The organism is Streptomyces sp. NPDC050842, assembly GCF_044456565.1.
Taxonomy (GTDB): Bacteria; Actinomycetota; Actinomycetes; order Streptomycetales; family Streptomycetaceae; genus Streptomyces.
In genome coordinates, this window is the sequence record NZ_JBITGA010000002.1 from 180385 (window position 1) to 198542 (window position 18158).

An 18158-nucleotide genomic window follows, 5' to 3' on the forward strand; every position below is an offset into this window, starting at 1 on the left:
TCGAGTGCGCCGGTGGTCACTGGGCGTTCTCCGCAGGGGTGTTGCCCTCGTGCTCGGCCTTCTCCGCCTGCACGGCATCGTAGAGCGCGCGGACGTTGCCGCCGCCGAAGGTGTCGGCACCGATCCGCTCGATGATCTCGTAGAAGAGGGTGCGCTGGGGGTGGACGGTGCGGGTGAAGATCTGGAAGAGCTGGCCCGCGTGGTCCTCGTCGGCGAGGATGCCGGGCTCGCGCAGCTCCTCGATGGAGTGGCGGCCCAGGTCGAGGCGCGCGGCGAGTGCCTCGTAGTAGGCGTCCGGGGTGGAGAGGAAGACGATGCCGCGCTTGTCGAGGCGGGCGACGGTCTCGACGATGTTCTCGGTGGCGAAGGCGAGGTGGTGGACGCCGCCGCTGCCGTGCCGTGCGAGGAAGTCGCCTATGTGTCCGGCCTGGTGGTCGGGGCTCGGGGCGAGGACGGTGAAGGTCAGGTCGCCCGCGGGGCTGCGGACCGCCTTGGAGTCCATGGCCTCGCTGCCCTGCACCATCAGCTCCTCGTACACGGACGCGTAGCCGAAGACCCGCTCGTAGTAGCCGGTGGAGGCGGCGAGTTCACCGGTCCGGACGGTCACGGCGACGTGGTCGAGGACGGTCAGCGCGGGCGACTCGGCGGTGGGCGGGGCGAGTTCGGCGACCGGTGCGAAGCCGGGGAGCGGCAGCGGCGTGCCGTGCGCCTCGGCTCCGGTGGGCGGGCGCTGGACGAGGGTGTGGCGTACGTCGTCGAATCCGGCGGCCACCCGTGCGGTGACCCAGCCGCCGGCGTGGTCGGCGGGCTCGGCCTGCGGGATCGCCCCGCGGGCGGCGGCTTCGGCGAAGACGGCGCGCACGTCGGTGGTGGTCAGCGCGATGTCGGCTATGCCGTCGCCGTGGGCGGCCGTGTAGGCGGCGGCCGGGTGGGTGTCGTCGAGGGCCTGGGTGACCACGAGGACGATGTCGCCCTGTCGCAGGGCCAGCGAACGGCTCGCGCCCTCGGCGCCGGTGGTGGGGGTGTGCTCGGCGGTGGCGAACACCTGGAAGCCGTAGCCGACGGTGAACGCCTCGGCGGCGGCACGGGCGTCGGTGACGTACAGCTCCACATGGCTGACGAGCAGCGAGGAGAGGGAGGACGTGACGGGGTGGGCCATGACGACGGGTCCTTATGTACGGGGACGGTGCGGGCAGTTCGGATCGAGGCAATCCTGACTGCTCGCACCGATCATGGCCACCCTCTTCCGCACGGGACCCCGGCGAAGGACGACGGAAGAATTCTCCGGAGCCGGCCTTCGACGGGGAAGACGTACGCGATTCGACGGTCCTCACAGGAGAACGCGCGGTCACCGATCCGCGGTCGCCGCGGTAGTCGTCGCGATGTCAGACGTCCTGGATGCGCCGGAAGGGCCGGTCCGCCTCCAGGGCGAACGCGATGTCCAGCAGCGTCCGTTCACTGCCGGGGCGGCCCGAGAACATCACGCCGATCGGCAGGCCCTCGTCGGTCACGCTCGCCGAGGGCAACGAGATCGACGGCGTCCCGACGACGTTGTCGACCGGGGTGAACGCGACGTACGCGAGGATCCGCTCGATCAGGGTCGTATAGGGAACGGCCGGGCTCAGGTGGCCGATCGGCGGCGCGGTGTGGGCGAGCACCGGGGAGAGGACGAGGTCGAGTCCACGGAATCCCGCCGCGTACGCCTCCTTCGTCCGCTTCAGCCGCCGCACAACGCCGGGAGTGCCCCGCCAGTTCTTCAGGTACTCCTCGCGCAGCCCCTGACTGAGGCCGTCCATGCGGTGCCGGTCGAAGTCCCGGCCGAAGGTCCGGCCCGTGGTGCTGATGAGGAACGACAACAGCCCCCAGTAGGTGAGGAAGTCGTCGGTGAAGCGGGGGTCGATGGCCAACTCCACCGGCTGCACGGTGTGTCCGAGCCGTTCGAGCCTGGCCACGGTCTCCGTGACGGCGTCCCGGGTGGCGGTGTCGGTGCGGACGCCGCTGGGCGAGTCCATCAGGTACCCGATGCGCAGCCGTCGCTCCGAGGGGCCTTCGACCAGGCCGAGGGGCGGCAGTTTCGGGTTGCGCCAGTACCGCTCGGCGTCGGCGAGGAACGCGGCGGTGTCGCGCACCGAGCGGCTCACGATGCCGTCGGAGACGAGGTCCAGGGGCAGTTGACGGCTCTGGGCGTTCGGGACGACCCTGCCTCGGGTCGGCTTCAGGCCGACGAGGCCGCAACAGGCGGCGGGGATGCGGATCGAGCCGCCGCCGTCGTTGGCGTGCGCGATCGGCACGGCCCCCGCGGCGACGAGCGCCGCGCTGCCGCCCGACGAACCACCCGCCGAATGGCCCGTGTTCCACGGGTTGCGCACGGGCTCGGCGCCCTCGAACTCCGTGGTCGGACTGAACCCGAACTCGGGCAGCCGCGTCTTGCCCAGCACCGTGACGCCGCTGCTCAGGAACTGCCGCGTGAACGGCGCGTGCCGCCGTGCCGCGCGCGGGGTGAAGGCCGCGCTGCCGTGACCGGTGGGCAGTCCCACGTAGTCGGTGTTGTCCTTGACGAAGGTCGGCACCCCGGCGAAGGCGCCGCCCGGCCAGGCCGCGGGCGCCGGCGCGGAGACGTGTGCCTGGACCGCGTGGAGCCGGTCGTCGACCGCCCGGACCCGCTCGGCCGCGTCCCGGGCGACCTCGGCGGCGCTGACCTCGCCCCGCCGGATGGCGTCGGCGAGACCGACGGCGTCATGCTCCCCGAGCGCGTCGTCCCGGAAGGCGTGCACCGTGGTCCGTTCGTCGAAAGTCGTCACCGCTACCTCAGCCCCCGGCCGTATGGATGGATGTCCACCATCATTGCCTACCAGTAAGTAACACGCGAGGGGATCTACGGAGGGATCCGAGGGCTCCACGGAGCACGTCACCGACCGTGTGCATCGCGCGGGCGGTTTCAGGCGAGCGTCGGGTAGTCCGTGTAGCCCGTCTCGCCGCCGACGTACATCAGGTGCGCGTCCCGGATCGGGTTGAGGGGGGCGCCGGTGCGCATCCGGGCGACCAGGTCGGGGTTGGCCAGGAAGGAGCGGCCCAGGGCGATCAGGTCGGCGCCGGCGTCCAGGAGGCGCTCGCCTGCGGCGCGGCCGCCGTCGGCGGGCAGAGGGCCGGGCCACGGCAGGGCGGGGTTGGCGATGAGCGTGCCGGGCCAGGCCGCGCGCAGGGTGTGGAAGAGGGGCTGGTCGGGGTCGGCGAAGACCACGTGCAGGTACGCGAGTCCCAGGTCACTCAGCTCACCCACGAGGGCCGGGTAGACGGCGTCGATGTCGTCCTCTCGCATGGCGTTGGCGGTGACGCCGGGCGCGATGCGCACCCCCACCCGCTCCGGGCCGATCGCCTCGGCGACGGCGCGGACGACCTCGACGGTGAAGCGGATGCGGTTCGCTACGGAGCCCCCGTAGCCGTCGGTGCGCAGGTTGGTGGCGTCGGACAGGAACTGGTGCAGCAGGTAGCCGTTCGCGGAGTGGACCTCGACCCCCGAGAATCCCGCGTCCACGGCCCGGCGGGCCGCGTCGGCGAAGTCCGCGACGGTGGACGTGATCTGCTTCTCCGTCATCTCCTGGGGGACGACGGACTCCTGATGTCCGGACGGGGTGTAGATCGTGTCGGGCAGCGGGACCGGTGACGGGGCGAGCGGGTGGTGCCCGGTGGTCTCCGGGTGTCCCACCCGGCCTCCGTGCTGCAGCTGGAGGAACATCTGCCCGCCGGCGTCCCGCACGGCGTCCGTGACCCGGCGCCAGCCGACCACGTGCGTGTCGTCGTGGATCGCGGGGATGTTGGGGTACGTGGCACCGACCGCGTTGGGGGTCGCGGCCTCCGCGATGATCAGCCCGGCCGAGGCCCGCTGGGCGTAGTACGTGGCCATGATCGGCTCCGGGACACCCGTCGCGCTCGCGCGGTTCCGCGTCATCGGCGCCATGACCAGCCGGTTCTTCAGCGGGAGGGAGCCGAGGTGGGTGGGCTCGAAGAGCGGGGAGGACGGGGGCGCGTCAACCGTCGTCGCGTTCGCGTTCGCGTTCGTGCTCGTGCTCGTGCTCGTGCTCGTCTTGATGCTCGTGCTCGTCTCGGTGCTCGTGGCCGTGCTCATGGTCGTGCTCCTTCGTCCATCTCTTCGCCGGGGCAGCGAGCCCCGCTGCACAGACCGTCGCGCAGCCCCCTTCGGATCCGCTGACGGTCCGCTGACGGTCGGATGATCATCACTGTGTAGGGTCGGATCCCATGAGGTTCGGGGTGCTCGGTCCGGTGGCGGTGTGGGATGCCGACGGTGCACCGGTGCGCGTCCCGGAGACCAAGGTGAGGGCGCTCCTCGCCGACCTTCTGGTCCACGAGGGGCAGCCGGTGTCGGCCGACCGCCTCGTCCACGACATCTGGGGCGACGCCGTCCCCGGCAATCCGGCCAACGCCCTCCAGGCCAAGGTCTCCCAGCTGCGCAGGGCCGTCGGCCGCGACCGCGTGCTCCACCAGCCGGCCGGGTACCGGCTGCGCCTCGACGGCGACCCCGCCGAGGTCGACACCTCACGGCTCCGGCAGCTCGCCGCGCAGGCCCGGCTCGTCGCCGCGCCGCGCGCCCGGGCGGCCCTGCTCGGCGAGGCGCTGGACCTGTGGCGCGGGCCCGCGTACGCGGACTTCGCCGACGAGGAGTTCGTCCGCCCGGCGGCGGAGCGCCTGACCGAGGAGCGGCTCACCCTCGTCGAGGAACAGACCGAGGCCCGGCTGGAGTTCGGGGATCCCCTGCTGCTCGGCGAGACGGCCGGTCTGGTCGCCCGTCATCCGTTGCGCGAGCGGTTGCGTGCCGTACGGATGCGGGCCCTGTACGGCGCGGGCCGGCAGAGCGAGGCGGTCGCCGCGTACACGGAACTCCGCACCCTGCTCGCCGACGAACTGGGCCTCGACCCGAGCCCCGGTCTCGCGGCGCTGTACGAGGCGATCCTGCGCCAGGACGCCGGGCTGATACCCGTCGCGGCCTCCGACGGGCCCGCCGTCGTCATCCGGTCCTCATCCGACGCGGAGGTCCTGGAGGCGGCGGCCGCGGTCCCGCCCCTCGTCCCCGACCCGTGCGCCGTCACGCCCCGCCGCCAGAACCTGCCCACCCCGCCGACCACTCTCGTCGGCCGCGGCCTCGCCCGGGAGGCCGTCGTCCGGCTCCTCGGCACCGAACGGCTCGTCACGCTGACCGGACCCGGCGGAGTGGGCAAGACACGCCTGGCGCTGGCCGTCGCCGAGCAGCTCGGTGCCGACGAGCCGGCCCCGGACGGCGACGCCTCCGGTGGCGTCGTCCCGGACGGCGTGTGGTTCGTCGAGTTCGGCGGCCTGCCCGCCGAGACCGCGGATCTCGTCCAGGCGGTGGCGTCGGCCCTCGGCATCCGCGACACGGCGTCGGCGGCACGCGGAACCGCCGACGCCTCGGCCGCGCTGCACGGCGCGCTGCGGGACCGCCGCGCCCTGCTCGTGCTCGACAACTGCGAGCACGTGATCGAACCGGCCGCCGAGCTGGCCGGGTCCCTGCTCCGGTCAGCGCCGGGAGTGCGCGTGCTCACCACGAGCCGGGAGTCCCTCCGGCTCCCCGGCGAGACGGTGTACGCCGTCGCGCCTCTCGAACCCGACGACGCGGCCCGGCTGTTCACCGAGCGGGCCGTCGCGGCGGCACCCGATTTCGCGCCCGGATCCGATGCCGGCATGGCGACCGAGACCGAGGACGAGAGCGGCGAGGTACGGGACGCCGTCGCGGAGATCTGCCGTCGCCTCGACGGACTCCCCCTCGCCCTGGAGCTCGCCGCCACCCGCGTCCGGGCCCTCGGCGTACGGGAACTGGCCGAGCGCCTCGGCGACCGCTTCCGCGTCCTCGCCTCCGGTCAGCGCGGTCTCCCTGCCCGGCAGCAGACGCTGCGCGCGGTGATCGACTGGAGCTGGGACCTCCTCGACCCTCCCGAGCAGGCCATCCTGCGCCGTCTCGCCGTCCCCGTCGGCGGGTGCACGCTGGACGCGGCGGAGACGGTGTGCGCGGGCGACGGCATCGCCCACGACGACGTGCTGGATCTGGTGGGCCGCCTGGTCGACCGCTCCCTCGTCTCGACGGTACGGACGGCCGACGGGCCGCGCTACCGCCTGCTGGAGTCGGTAGGCGCGTACGCCCGCGAACGCCTCCACGAAGCGGGGGAGTTCGGTGTCGTGGCGGATCGTCACGCCGCCTACTACCGCGAGTTCGCCGAGCACGCCGAAGCCGCCCTGCGCGGCGCGGGGCAGCGGCGCCGGCTCGCGCAGCTGGACGCCGAATCCGCCAACATCCGCGCCGCCCTCGACCACGCCCTGCGGACGGCCGAGGCACACCACGCGGCGCGCCTGGCCACCGCACTGTGCCCCTGGTGGCTGCTGCGCGGCCGTCTGCACGAGGCCCGGCGTACCCTCGCCGCGGTCGTGGACGCCCTCCCGACCGACACGGCAGCCGGCGTGTCGGCCGAACCGCGCGTGCTCCTGGGCGCCTTCACCATGCTGACGGGCGGGCGGGCGCCGGAGACGGACTGCCCCGAGGCGGACATCGCCGACCCCGCGCGGCGCGGCCGCGCGCTGTGGCTGTTCGCGTACGGCCTTCACCACGCGGGCGACCCGGTGGCGGCCCATGCCGTCAACTCCCGTGCTCTCGACCGCTTCACCGAAGCCGGCGACCGGTGGGGCACCGCCGCGGCCCGGGCACTGCGCGCCCATACTTCGTTCGCCACCGGTGACCTGCGGACCGCGCGCGAGGACGGCCTCGACGCCGCCGCGGCCTTCCGGGAACTCGGGGACGGATGGGGCGAGTTGCTGACCGTTCCGGTGCTCGCTGCCCTCGCCGAGATCGAGGGCGACTACGCCACCGCCACCGCCCGTCAGACCGAAGGCCTGCGCCTCGCCGAGGGGCTGGGTCTGGCGGCGGAGGTCTCCGCACGGCTGGGCGGCCTCGGCCGCCTCGCGCTCCTGGCCGGCGACTGGGAACAGGCTCGCGTCCTGCACGAACGGGCCCGGCGCGCGGCGGCGGAGCAGGGCCATATGTTCGGCGAGGTGTTCGCGCTCATGGGGCTCGCCCTCGGCGCACGCCGCTCCGGCGACCTGGACGCCGCCGAGCGCCATCTGCGGACGATGCGCGACGCGTACCCGTCGTCGACCGCGGGGAAGCACGTGATCCATGTGGAGCTCGGCTTCGTCGCCGCGCTCCGCGGCCGGGTGGCCGAGGCTTCCGCGTATCAGGCGCGCGGTCTCGAGTTCGCCGGGGAACTGGCCGACCCGCGCGCGCTCGCGCTCTCCCTCGAAGGCGTCGCCGGTGTCGCAGCGGCCAGGGGCGACTCACCGCACCTCACCCGCGCCGCCCTGTTCCTCGGCGCGGCGGACGCGGCCCGGCGGAGCGTCGGGGCGCCCCTCCCGGAGGCGGAGAGCGCCGACGTCCGCCGTATCGCCGCGGTGGCCGTGCGGGCGCTCGGCGACTCCGCGTACACCGCCGCGTTCCGCGAGGGTGCGGGCATGCCGCTCTCGGAGGCGGTGCGCTCGGCGGCGGCCGGCGGAGCCTGACGCCGGGCCCCTCACCCATCGAGGCGGCTGTGGCGTGTGTCACCTTCCGGGAACCGATGCGGTCCGGTCGGACAGTCCGGTGTCATGGAGACGAGTGTGCGTGCCCGAATACGAGCGGGAGACTCCGATGCGTTCGGGTCGCTTTTCGACGACTACGCCCGGGCGGTGCACAACCACGCCTTCCGGCTGACCGGGGACTGGTCGGCGGCCGAGGACGTGCTGTCGCTGACGTTCCTGGAGGCCTGGAGGCTGCGGGCGTCGGTGGATCCGGACGGCGGGTCCCTGCGGCCGTGGCTGCTGGGGATCGCCACCAACGTCGTGCGCAACACCCGCCGGGCGGCCCGGCGCCACGAGGCGGCCCTGCAGCGTCTGCCGCGCGAGGAGGTGTTCCCCGACTTCGCGGAGGATCTGGTCGGCCGGATCGACGACGTCGAGCGGGTGGCGGCGCTCCAGGCTGCGCTCTCCCGGCTGCGGCGCCCCGAGCGTGAGGTGATCGCCCTGTGCGTCTGGTCGGGTCTGGACTACGCGGCCGCCGCCAAGGCGCTGGACGTCCCGGTGGGAACGGTCCGTTCGCGGCTGTCCCGCGCCCGCAAGAAGCTCCACAAGTACGCCGCCGGAACCGGCCTGTCGGCACGGAACGGGAACTCGGAGCCGGGCCGCGGACAGATAGATGGTGACCGCGTCCCCGCGGTCCGGCCCACCCAGGAGGAAGCCCGATGAGCACCACCCCGTCCCGGCCCACCCCGGCCGAACGCGAGGAGATCGCCCGCCTGTTGCCCGTCCCGGCCGATCGGGACCGGCCCGGCCGTCATCACCAGGCTCTCAGGGACCAGCTGTTGCGCGAGTTCCGGCAGGACACCGCTCCCGCCGCCGCTCCCACCACCGCCAAGCCCCGCTTCGGCGCACGCCGGCTGACGATCGTCGCCGTACCGCTCGCCGCGGGCGCGCTGGCCGTCACACTGGCGACGACCGGCGGGCTCGACCCGGGCCCGGGTGCCGACCCGAAGGCCGCCGTGGCCCCCGGCTCGGACCAGACGTCGCAGAAGGCCGCTCCGGAGGCGACACCGGTGGCGGTGCTGCTCGACCGCATCGCCACCGTCGCCGCCGCCAAGCCCGCCCGCGCCGTCCGCGACGACCAGTACGTCTACGTCTCCAGTACGGTCGCCTGGTCCAGCCAGAGCGACGCCGACCCCGTCATGCGCCTCGACACTCCCCACAGCCGCGAGGTCTGGCTCTCGGTGGACGGGCGCAGGCCCGGCCTTCTCCGCGAGAGGGGCCAGGACATCCCGCTGGCCGACGAGGTCGACAAGAGCGGCCGTCCCGTCACGCCCGTCGGCAATCCCGCTCCCACCCTGAACGGCCCGACGTACCGCTACCTGGAGTCGCTGCCCACCGACCCCGACGTGCTCCTGAAGAAGATCTACGACGAGACGAGGGGCCAGGGGCCGGGGCCGGATCAGGAGGCGTTCGTGACGATCGGCGACCTGCTGCGCGAGCAGCTGGCTCCGCCGAAGGTCAGCGCCGCCCTGTACAAGGCGGCGGCCGGGATCCCCGGCGTCACGGTCGTCGGCGACGCCGTCGACGCGGCAGGCCGCCACGGCGTCGCCGTCGCCCGTGTCCACGACGGCGAGCGGACCGAGTGGATCTTCGACAGGAACACCCTGGAGTTCCTCGGCGAGCGGGGCGTCATGGTCGAGGACAAGCCGTGGGCCAAGTCCGGCCAGATCACCGCCACCACCGCCGTCCTGTCCCGGGGCGTCACGGACAAGACCGGCGAAGCCCCCGGCCGCACCGGCTGACCGCCACGATCGGGGTCGTACGCCGCACCCGTCACACGCGGCCCCAGGGGGCGGCGCGGCCGGGGTCACCGCGCCGCCTCACCGGCGGGAGCCGGATCGTCACTGCTCGCGCAGGCCCCAGGGGGATCCGTAGGCGGTGAGCAGGTCCAGGAAGGGGCGAGGGGCGAACGCCTCGGGGCCGAGGACGCCCGACCCGGACCAGGTGCCGGCGGCCAGCAGCTCCAGGGCCACGACCGGGTTGATCGCGGTCTGCCACACGACGGCCTGGCAGCCGTACTCGCGCATCGACCACTCGTTGTCGACCACGTGGTAGAGGTAGACCTCGCGGGGCGCTCCGTCCTTGACGCCCTTGACCCACGTTCCCGCGCAGGTCTTGCCGGTCATCCGGTCGCCCAGTGTCGCCGGGTCGGGGAGGACGGCGGCCACGACGTCACGGGGCGACACCTGCGCCGGGCCGAGGTCCGTCGCCACGGTGACGGGCGTGGTGCTGTCGAGGCCCAGCGCGTGCAGGGTCTTGAGCTTGCCGATGAAGTCCTCGCCGAGGCCGTACTTGAACGTGACCCGCTTCGCCTCGATCCAGCGCGGCACCAACAGGACCTCCTCGTGCTCGACGTTCACGCACTCCACCGGGCCGATGCCCTCGGGGAAGTCGAAGACCTCGGGCTCGCTGAACGGCTCGGTGGTGAACCAGCCGCGGCCCGCCTCGTAGACGACCGGCGGGTTCAGGCACTCCTCGATGGTCGTCCAGATGTTGAACGACGGCGCGAAGTCGTAGCCCTCGACCGCGAGATCGGCGCCGTCGCGGATGCCGATCTCCTCGATCTCGTCGAAGAGCTCGTCCGCGGCGTAGCGGGCGAAGACATCGGACATACCGGGCTCGACGCCCATGCCGACGAGAGCGAGCCTGCCGGCCTTCTCCCACTGCTCGGCCTGCTCGAACTGGGCGTCGCCCAGCTTGACCCCGCACTGCTCGTACGGCCGCTCGGGATGCGGGCGCGACAGCGACATCGCCATGTCGAGGTAGTGCGCGCCGGCCGCCGCGGCGGCGTGGAACAGCGGCAGGACGAAGCGCGGGTCGGTGGCGTTGAGGAGGACGTCGCAGCGCTGCTCCTTCAGGAGGGCGGCGACCGCCGCCTCGTCGGAGGCGTCCGTGCGGCAGGCACTGAACCGGGCGTCGCCGTCGCCCAGGGCGGCGACGGCCGCCTCGGCGCGGGCGAGGTCGTAGTCGGCGACGACCATGTGGTCGAAGAACGGGCGGCGGGTCGCGATCCGGGTGATGGCGGTTCCCACGCCTCCGGCGCCGACGAGCAGTACACGCATGACAGGAATCTCCCTATCCGAGGCCTGGCCCTGTGACTGTGACCTCTGGTGAAGGCGATGAAACCCCCATCCCCTCGCTAACGTCTATGGCGTTGGCATAAGGTGCCCGACAACGGGAAGGAGCCGGGCCATGGGCAAGCAGGTGGTTCCGGAGGCGGCGCGCAGACGGCGGCGCCCGACGAAGAACGGCGCGGTGCTTTCGGAGCGGGTGATCGTGGAGACGGCGCTGCGGATGCTGGCCGAGCACGGCGGCGAGGGACTGACCGCCCGGCGCCTCGGACTCGCGCTGGGCGCCGATCCGAGCACCCTCTACCGGTACTTCGCCGGTATGGACGACCTGACGCTGGCGATCGGGGCGCAGCTCATCGGGCGGGCGCTGGACGGTTGGGCGCCCACCGGGGAGTGGCGCGCCGACCTGCGCCGGCTGGGTCTGCGCATCCACGGCGCCTACCTCGCGCACCCCCAGGCGGCGGTGCTCACCGCCAGCCGCGTCACCGGGCGGGAGCAGGAGACGGCCGTGGACGAGGCGATCCTGGCCGTGCTGCGGACGGCAGGCTTCCCTGACCCGGACGCGGTACGGATCTACCACGCCTTCATCGACCAGAGCCTGGCCTTCGCCGCCCTGGACGCGGCCTCGCTCGCGCTGCCCGCGGCGGCCCGGGAGGCCGACGAGCAGATGTGGGAGTCGGCCTATGCCCGGCTGTCGGCCGCGTCGCACCCGCACATCGCCGCCACGGCCGACCTCCTGGCCGCACGCATGAACCACAGCGCCTACCCGGCGGCCCTGGACATGCTCCTGGACAGCGCGGAGATCCAGCTGGGACGACTGGCCGAGCGCGCGACCGCCCGCCCTACGGAGTCGTAGGGCGGGCGATCTTCCGGGCTACTGAGTCGCAGGGCGGGCGGTCGCCCGGCCCACGGATCTAGGGGGTGTCGACGCGCTCGGCGGCTCCCTCAAGCGGCGTGTCCGCCGACACCCCGCCCGACGGCTCGTTCCGCTGCGCGCCGCGGCGGCCGGGGAGGACGACCAGGACGATCGCCGTGCCGACGGCCATGATGATCCCGCCGACGAGGCTCGTCGCGGCGACGCCGTGGGCGAACGACTCGTGTACCGCGCCGACGAGGGCCTGGGCCTGCTGGGGTCCCGCGGCCGGGTCCTGGGCGACCCGCTCGGCGACGGCGAGCCCGGCGCCCACGGAGTCCTGGGCGGTCTGGAGCGCGGCGGCCGGGAGGCGGTTGCCGACGAGGTCGGCCAGTTCGTCCCGGTAGGCCGTACCGAGCAGGGAGCCGAGGACCGCGATGCCGAGGGAGCCGCCGAGCTCCAGCGCGGTGTCGTTGGCTCCGCCGCCGACGCCCAGCTCCGACTCGGGGAAGGAGCTCATGATGGTGTCCGTGGCCGGCGAGACGCTCAGGCCGATCGCCAGGCCCAGCATCATCATCGGCGCCAGGAAGTCGGTGTACGTGGAGCCCGTGTCGATCCGGGTGAGGAGGAGGACGCCCGCCGTGCCGATCACCATGCCGGCCGTGACCGTGACCTTCATGCCCAGCTTCGGGGTCAGCCGCCCGGTCGCCGCGGCACCGACGAACACGGCTCCGGCCAGCGGCAGGAGCCGTACACCGGTTTCGAGCGCTCCGTAGCCGAGGACGAACTGCAGGAACTGCGTCGCGTAGTAGATCGCGCCGAAGGTCCCGAAGAAGAAGAACAGCACCGCCAGCATGGAGCCGCTGAAGGGACGCATCCGGAACTTGCGGACGTCCAGCATGGGGTGCGGGTGGCGCAGCTCCCACCACACGAAGGCCGGCAGGGCCACGCCCGCCACGACGGCGGCGGTGACCGGGCCGGCGCCCCAGCCGAAGTGCGGGCCTTCGATGGTCGCGTACACCAGGGCGCCGACGGCGACGATGGACAGCAGGCCGCCCACGTAGTCGATCCGGCCCATGCCCCGGGCCTTCGACGGCGGCACCAGGAACAGTGCGCCGATGACCGCGAGGACCGCGATCGGCACATTGATCAGGAAGGTGGATCCCCAGGAGTGGTCCTCCAGGAGCCAGCCGGCGACCAGCGGGCCGACGGCGATGGCCAGTCCCGAGGTGGCGGTCCAGGCCGTGATGGCCTTGGCGCGCTCTCCCCGGGGGAAGATCGCGACCAGCAGGGAGAGCGTGGCCGGCATGACGACGGCGGCGCCGATGCCCATGATCGCCCGGGCCAGGATGACGGCCGAGGTCTCGTCGACCAGGCTGCCCATGACGGAACCGGCCGCGAAGACCACCAGGCCCGTGACGAGCGCGCCCCGGCGGCTGTACTTGTCGCCGATCGCGCCGAGCACCAGCATCAGCGCGGCGTAGGGGACGGTGTAGCCGTCGATGACCCACTGCAGATCGCTGCTGCTCAGACCGAGGTCCCGCGTCATGTCCGGGGCCGCCACGATCAGCGACGTGTTCGCCATGACGACGATCAGCAGGCTCAGGCACAGGACCAGCAGGGCCCACCAGCGCCGCGCGTACGGCCCGTCCATCTTCTCGACGGGTGTGTTCATGAAGGGGGGCATGAGCGGGGCTCCTAGCAGGACGAATTAATTGCCCATTGATGTGCAGGCTAGGTTATTGCCCACCGGTGTGCAAATAACGGGGGTAGGCCAGAGACGACTCTGCCCCGGCGGTGTACGCCGGGGCAGAGGAGAAGCAGCGAGGGGCACGGGCCGGCCGTGCGGCGCCTCATTCGGGGGCCGGCGCCTCCGGAAGGACCACCGGCGCGACGTCGTCGACGACGCGGCGCGCCGTGGCCTCCGGTACGCCCGCGGCGACGAGTACGGCGACGGCGACCGGGGCCCCTTCGTCGTCCAGCTCCCCGGTGTTGACGGCCTCGAGCAGGGCGACCGTCATGGACTCGAGCCCGGCGCTCAGCACGGCGGGCGGGAGGTGCGCGGGAAAGACGCCGTCCCGCTGGCCACGCTCCAGGATGGCCGCGCACTCGGCGCGGGCGGGGGACAGGATCTCGGCGACCCGCTCGACGCCGAGGTCGCGGCGGGCCAGCGCAAGGAGCATCCGGTACCGGTCCCCCACGGGCCACATCGAGAACACGAAGTGCGCGAGCGCCCGCTCGGCCGGTTCCGCCGGCCTCGCACCGGCGGTCAGCGCGCTCCGCAGGGTCTCGGAGGCTTCCTCGGCGAGAGCCTCCAGCAGGGCGTCGCGCCCGGGAAAGTGCCCGAAGAGCGTGCGCCGCACGACACCCGAGGCACGCGCCAGCTCCTCCAGCGTGATGTCGGGGTTCTGCCCGAGCTCCCGCCGGGCCGTGGCCAGGATGCGCGCCCGGTTGGACCGCGCGTTGCTTCGCAGCGGCTGACGGGCGGCGGGCTTGGTCACGTGAACCTCGGTGGATCGGCGGGGAGTCCCCGTCATTCTGGCACGCGGTCCGCGACCCGGCCGGGCCGCGGACCCGGCCGAACCGTCGGTGCGCGCCGCTCAGTCGAGGTAGGCGGCCGTGAGCGCGGCGAACGCCTCCGGGGTGAGCACCTCCACGCCGAGCTCCTGGGCCTTGACGGCCTTCGAGCTCGGCTTGCCGTTCGCGGACGGTGCGGCGACCAGGTAGGTCGTCCGGGAGTTGACGCCGCTGCCCACACGGCCACCGGCCTTCTCGATCAGCGCACCCATCTCGGAGCGCCCCCAGCCGTCGAGCGGACCGGTCATCCTGCCGGTCACGACGACGGTCTTCCCGGTCAGGGGCCCCTCCTCGGCCTGCTCGGACTCCTCCGGCTTCGGCTCGGTCATGGTCACGCCGGCCGCGATCAGCTTGTCGATCACCGGGGCGAGCGCGGCGACCTGCTCGACGATGACCGGAGCCTTCTCCGGGCCGACGCCTTCGACGTCCTGCAACACCTCGGCGTCGGCCGCACGGATGGCCTCCATGGTGCCGAAGTGCTCGGCGATGCGCCGGGACATGCGGCGGCCGGTGCCCGGTATGCCGAGTGCGCAGAAGACGCGGCTGAGGGGGCGGGACTTGGCGAGCAGGAGCTGCTCGGCGAGCTTCGCGCCGCGCTTGGCGCTGCCCGAGGCGGCGGTGAGCCGGTCCTCCGTGAGGGTGAACAGGTCGGCGACGTCGCGCACGTCGCCGGAGGCGATCAGCGCGTCGACGTACTTCCTGCCGAGGCCGTCGATGTCGAGGATGTCGCGCCCGGCGACGTACTCGATCAGGGGCGCCAGCGCGCAGGCGGTGCCCTTCGCGCAACGCCACCGCTCCTGGCTCTTGTCGACGGCCCCGCCGCAGTTGGGGCACTGCTCGGGCAGCGGGACGGGTGTGGCGTCCTGCGGGCGGAGCTCGACGACGGCGGCCTCCACGCGCGGGATGATGTCGCCGGCCTTGTGGACCGTGACGGTGTCGCCGATGTGGAGGTCGCGCCGGAGGATGTCCGCGGGGTTGTGCAGGGTCGCGCGGGTGACCGTGGACCCGTCGAGCTCGACCGGGGCGAGGATCGCGGTGGGTGCGAGCACGCCCGTGCGGCCCACGTCCCAGATCACGTCCGTCAGCACGGTCTGCCGCTCGACCGCCGGGAGCTTGTAGGCGATGGCCCAGTACGGGAAGCGGCTGCCGGATCCCACCGCCGCCTGCTCGGCCGCGCTGTCGGCCTTGACGACGACGCCGTCGATGCCGAAGGGGAGGCCCGCGCGCAGCGCCGCGATCGCGTCGACCTTCTCCTGCGCCTCGTCGAGCGTGGCGACGACGTGCAGTCCGGCCGGGCTGTCGGCCGTCGTCCGCACCCCCGCCCGTGCCACCGCTGCCAGCGTCTCGGCGTGGGTGGCCCCGACGGGGAGGAACGCCTCGCCGTCCAGCTCGACCGCGCCGTACGCCCAGAACGTCATGGCGAGTCGGTACGGGCGGTCCTTGGCCCGCAGGGTGCCCGCGGCGCCGTTGCGCGGGTTCGCGAAGACGGCGCCGCCGTGCGCGGTGCGTACTTCGTTGGCGGCCTCGAACTGCTCCTGGGTGAACAGGACCTCGCCCCGGGCCTCGAAGGTGGCGGGGACCGGCAGCTGCTCGGGCAGGCCCACGATCGTGCCGATGACGTGGCTGACGTCCTCGCCCCGGGCGCCGTCGCCCCGGGTGATGATCTGGACCAGCCGTCCGTCGCGGTAGCGGGCGGCGACGGCCGCGCCGTCCATCTTCGGCTCGACGGTGAACCCTCCGGTCGGCGCGTGGCCGAGACGGCGCTGGAGCGACGCTCCCCAGGCCGCGAGTTCCTCGGCGTCGAAGACGTTGTCCAGGCTGAGGAGGCGCGTGGTGTGCGCGATGTCGCCGTCGGGGGCGGCTCCGTCGGCGACCTGGTCGGTGGGCGAGCCCGGCATGACGGCGTCGGGGTGAGCTTCCTCCCACTCCTTCACCGCCAGCCGCAGCCGGTCGTACGCGACGTCGTCCATGAGGCTGTAGCCCGCGCCGTAGTACGCGCGGGAGGCGTCGCGCAGGCGGTCGACGGCGGCTTCGTACTCGGCGCGGTCGGCCGTGCCGGACATGCTGGAGAACGCCTCGACGGCGGAAGGGATCGTCATGGTGAACATCCTTCCGCACGGCACTGACAACGCCCGGGATCAGTCCGCCGGCAGGGCGGGGGCGCGGGCGGCCGCCAGCGCCACGTGCACCGCGCGGTCCGCGGTCGTCGCGTCGACCGGCTCGCCGGTGAAGACGAGCCGGAAGTAGAGGGGCGCGGCGAGGGTCTTGAGGAGTTCGGTCGCATCGGTGTGCTCGGGCAGTTCGCCCCGCTCTACGGCTCGGGTCACGACGGGTTCCGCCCGCCGGAACCGGTCGTCGAACAGCGCCCGCTTGACCTCGGCGAGTTGCGGCAGGCGCACGGCGTCCGAGAGGACGGCGGCCAGGAGGGCGCGTCCCGCCCGCGTGGTCATGGTGGCGACGAGGGAACGGGCCAGCGCCCGCAGGTCTCCCTCGACCGTCCCGGTGTCGGGGATCGGGATGCCCCCCGCGAAGTGCCCGGCCAGCGCGTCGGCGACGAGGCCGTCCACGTCCTTCCAGTTCCGGTAGATCGTCGTCTTGTGCACGCCGGCCCGCTGGGCGACGCGCTCGACGGTCAGCCCGGTGTACCCCGTCGTCGTGAGCTCCTCGATGGCCGCCTCCAGCACGGCGGTACGCATCTTGCTGCCCCTGCCGACGACGGGAGGGCGTTCCGAGGGTGACCCAGCGGACTCCATTGCAACTCCTAGTTGCGTTGACGGTTGCGTCGACGGGGGAAACTGCGACAGGATCAGCTTATCGCAACTTCGAGTTGCGATACCGGTGCGCCCTTCCATGAATCGAGGCCCCCTTGAACCACGACTCCCGGACCGCCGCCCGCTCCTCACCCCACCCGGACTGGACGCCTGACGCCATCCCCGACCAGTCAGGACGCCTGGCCGTCGTCACCGGCGCGAACAGCGGCATCGGGTACGCGACCGCCCGTCAACTCGCCCGCCGCGGCGCCGTGGTCGTCCTGGCCTGCCGCAGCCGCGAGCGCGGGCGGGACGCTCTGGAGCGGCTGCGCGCCGAGGTCCCCGGCGTCCAGGCCGAACTGCGGCTCCTCGACCTCGCGGACCTGGCGTCCGCGCGCGGCTTCGCCGAGGGCTGGAACCGCGGCCCCATCGACCTCCTGGTCAACAACGCGGGCATCGCCATGGTGCCGTTCGCCCGGACCGCCGACGGTTTCGAGTCGCAGTTCGGCGTCAACCACCTCGGTACGTTCGCCCTCACCGGCCTTCTCCTCCCCCATCTGCTGGCCGCCCCCGAGCCGCGCGTCGTCACCGTCAGCAGCGAGGGCCAGCGGTTCGCGCGCTTCGACATGGCCAACCTCAACGCCGAGCACCGCTACCGGGCCGCCTTCGCCTACGTACAGTCCAAGCGGGCCAACCTCTACTTCGCGGTGGAGCTCCAGCGCAGGGCCGACGCCACCGGGCAGAAGCTGCGCAGCATGGCCGTCGCCCCCGGACTCACGCGCTCCAACGTGCTCACCGGCGGTGCCAACGGCGCGCGCGGCCGCGCGTACGGGATCCTCACGAAGCTGCTCCTGCGCGTCGCGTTCCGCCCCACCGCCGACGGGGCCAAGACATCGCTGTACGCCTCGACCGTCCCCGAACTGCCCGGCGGGAGCTACGTCGTGCCCGACGGGCCGTTCCAACTCCGGGGCGAGCCCGTCCTCCGCGGACGGGAACGCGCCATCCAGGACTCCGCTACGGCACACCGGCTGTGGACACTCTCGGAGCGGCTCACGGGTGTGCGCTACGCATGGCCCACGGACGGGCCGTCCCGCGCCTGAGCGGATCCGGAACGCGACGAGGTCCGGAACACGACCAAGGTCCGGAACATGACGAAGGCAAGGAGGTCACGATCTCCTTGCCATGATCAAGATATAGCTCACCGGGGGGCTTGCGGCAAGGCCCCGGGTATGACGCAGAATCAGCGGCCTAAGCCACGACCTGCGGAAATGG

At 73.1% G+C, this 18158-nt stretch carries 13 protein-coding genes; 5 read left to right on the forward strand and 8 right to left on the reverse strand.

The features are described from left to right. Positions 1 to 16 precede the first annotated feature (16 nt). From hppD to ACIBG6_RS06105, 3 genes are all read right to left on the reverse strand, one after another. Positions 17 to 1159, reverse strand: a complete 1143-nt coding sequence (gene hppD / locus ACIBG6_RS06095) for a 4-hydroxyphenylpyruvate dioxygenase (RefSeq protein ID WP_399221350.1) — start codon at positions 1157 to 1159, stop codon at positions 17 to 19. Positions 1160 to 1385: 226 nt separating this feature from the next. Next, on the reverse strand, positions 1386 to 2801 hold the full coding sequence (locus ACIBG6_RS06100; protein ID WP_399221351.1) for an amidase: 1416 nt from the start codon (positions 2799 to 2801) through the stop codon (positions 1386 to 1388). 137 nt (positions 2802 to 2938) lie between these two features. Then, positions 2939 to 4126 carry an alkene reductase gene (locus ACIBG6_RS06105; protein ID WP_399221352.1) on the reverse strand — a complete coding sequence of 396 codons (1188 nt, stop codon included), beginning with the start codon at positions 4124 to 4126 and terminating at the stop codon, positions 2939 to 2941. A 131-nt stretch (positions 4127 to 4257) separates the two neighbouring features. On the opposite strand from ACIBG6_RS06105, the gene ACIBG6_RS06110 reads away from it, so the two are divergent. The 3 genes from ACIBG6_RS06110 to ACIBG6_RS06120 all read left to right on the forward strand — a co-directional run bounded on the left by ACIBG6_RS06110 (position 4258) and on the right by ACIBG6_RS06120 (position 9377). Then, on the forward strand, positions 4258 to 7578 hold the full coding sequence (locus ACIBG6_RS06110) for an AfsR/SARP family transcriptional regulator (protein WP_399221353.1): 3321 nt from the start codon (positions 4258 to 4260) through the stop codon (positions 7576 to 7578). Positions 7579 to 7662: 84 nt separating this feature from the next. Beyond that, positions 7663 to 8298 (forward strand): RNA polymerase sigma factor, encoded by a 636-nt coding sequence (locus ACIBG6_RS06115; protein ID WP_399221354.1) that lies wholly within the window; start codon positions 7663 to 7665, stop codon positions 8296 to 8298. Then, complete coding sequence (locus ACIBG6_RS06120; RefSeq protein ID WP_399221355.1) at positions 8295 to 9377, forward strand: CU044_5270 family protein; 1083 nt, start codon at positions 8295 to 8297, stop codon at positions 9375 to 9377. The genes ACIBG6_RS06115 and ACIBG6_RS06120 overlap by 4 nt, the downstream gene beginning before the upstream one ends. A 99-nt stretch (positions 9378 to 9476) precedes the next feature. Here ACIBG6_RS06120 and ACIBG6_RS06125 read toward each other — a convergent pair whose 3' ends face one another. Then, complete coding sequence (locus tag ACIBG6_RS06125; protein ID WP_399221356.1) at positions 9477 to 10697, reverse strand: saccharopine dehydrogenase family protein; 1221 nt, start codon at positions 10695 to 10697, stop codon at positions 9477 to 9479. A 130-nt stretch (positions 10698 to 10827) separates the two neighbouring features. On the opposite strand from ACIBG6_RS06125, the gene ACIBG6_RS06130 reads away from it, so the two are divergent. Next, a complete protein-coding gene (locus tag ACIBG6_RS06130; RefSeq protein WP_399221357.1) occupies positions 10828 to 11562 on the forward strand; it encodes a TetR/AcrR family transcriptional regulator in 735 nt (244 codons plus the stop codon). Positions 11563 to 11620: 58 nt separating this feature from the next. On the opposite strand, the gene ACIBG6_RS06135 is transcribed toward ACIBG6_RS06130, so the two are convergent. From ACIBG6_RS06135 to ACIBG6_RS06150, 4 genes are all read right to left on the reverse strand, one after another. Continuing rightward, positions 11621 to 13246, reverse strand: a complete 1626-nt coding sequence (locus ACIBG6_RS06135) for an MFS transporter (RefSeq protein WP_399221358.1) — start codon at positions 13244 to 13246, stop codon at positions 11621 to 11623. Between the two features lie 166 nt (positions 13247 to 13412). Next, positions 13413 to 14060 (reverse strand): TetR/AcrR family transcriptional regulator, encoded by a 648-nt coding sequence (locus tag ACIBG6_RS06140; RefSeq protein WP_399221359.1) that lies wholly within the window; start codon positions 14058 to 14060, stop codon positions 13413 to 13415. Positions 14061 to 14159: 99 nt separating this feature from the next. Then, positions 14160 to 16235, reverse strand: coding sequence for an NAD-dependent DNA ligase LigA (gene ligA, locus ACIBG6_RS06145; RefSeq protein WP_399221360.1), 2076 nt, complete (start codon positions 16233 to 16235; stop codon positions 14160 to 14162). A gap of 39 nt (positions 16236 to 16274) precedes the next feature. Further along, positions 16275 to 16832, reverse strand: a complete 558-nt coding sequence (locus tag ACIBG6_RS06150) for a TetR-like C-terminal domain-containing protein (RefSeq protein WP_399221361.1) — start codon at positions 16830 to 16832, stop codon at positions 16275 to 16277. Between the two features lie 170 nt (positions 16833 to 17002). Between ACIBG6_RS06150 and ACIBG6_RS06155 the strand changes: the two genes are divergently transcribed. Then, on the forward strand, positions 17003 to 17986 hold the full coding sequence (locus tag ACIBG6_RS06155; RefSeq protein ID WP_399221362.1) for an oxidoreductase: 984 nt from the start codon (positions 17003 to 17005) through the stop codon (positions 17984 to 17986). The last annotated feature ends 172 nt before the right edge of the window (positions 17987 to 18158 follow it).

Bases quoted from the DNA above. Each gene is read 5' to 3' on its own strand.
- ACIBG6_RS06110 (WP_399221353.1), top strand. From the start codon at position 4,258: ATGAGGTTCGGGGTGCTCGGTCCGGTGGCGGTGTGGGATGCCGACGGT.
- ACIBG6_RS06120 (WP_399221355.1), top strand. From the start codon at position 8,295: ATGAGCACCACCCCGTCCCGGCCCACCCCGGCCGAACGCGAGGAGATC.
- ACIBG6_RS06130 (WP_399221357.1), top strand. From the start codon at position 10,828: ATGGGCAAGCAGGTGGTTCCGGAGGCGGCGCGCAGACGGCGGCGCCCG.
- ACIBG6_RS06115 (WP_399221354.1), top strand. From the start codon at position 7,663: ATGGAGACGAGTGTGCGTGCCCGAATACGAGCGGGAGACTCCGATGCG.
- ACIBG6_RS06150 (WP_399221361.1), bottom strand. From the start codon at position 16,832: ATGCGTACCGCCGTGCTGGAGGCGGCCATCGAGGAGCTCACGACGACG.
- ligA (WP_399221360.1), bottom strand. From the start codon at position 16,235: ATGACGATCCCTTCCGCCGTCGAGGCGTTCTCCAGCATGTCCGGCACG.
- ACIBG6_RS06135 (WP_399221358.1), bottom strand. From the start codon at position 13,246: ATGCCCCCCTTCATGAACACACCCGTCGAGAAGATGGACGGGCCGTAC.
- hppD (WP_399221350.1), bottom strand. From the start codon at position 1,159: ATGGCCCACCCCGTCACGTCCTCCCTCTCCTCGCTGCTCGTCAGCCAT.
- ACIBG6_RS06105 (WP_399221352.1), bottom strand. From the start codon at position 4,126: ATGAGCACGGCCACGAGCACCGAGACGAGCACGAGCATCAAGACGAGC.
- ACIBG6_RS06125 (WP_399221356.1), bottom strand. From the start codon at position 10,697: ATGCGTGTACTGCTCGTCGGCGCCGGAGGCGTGGGAACCGCCATCACC.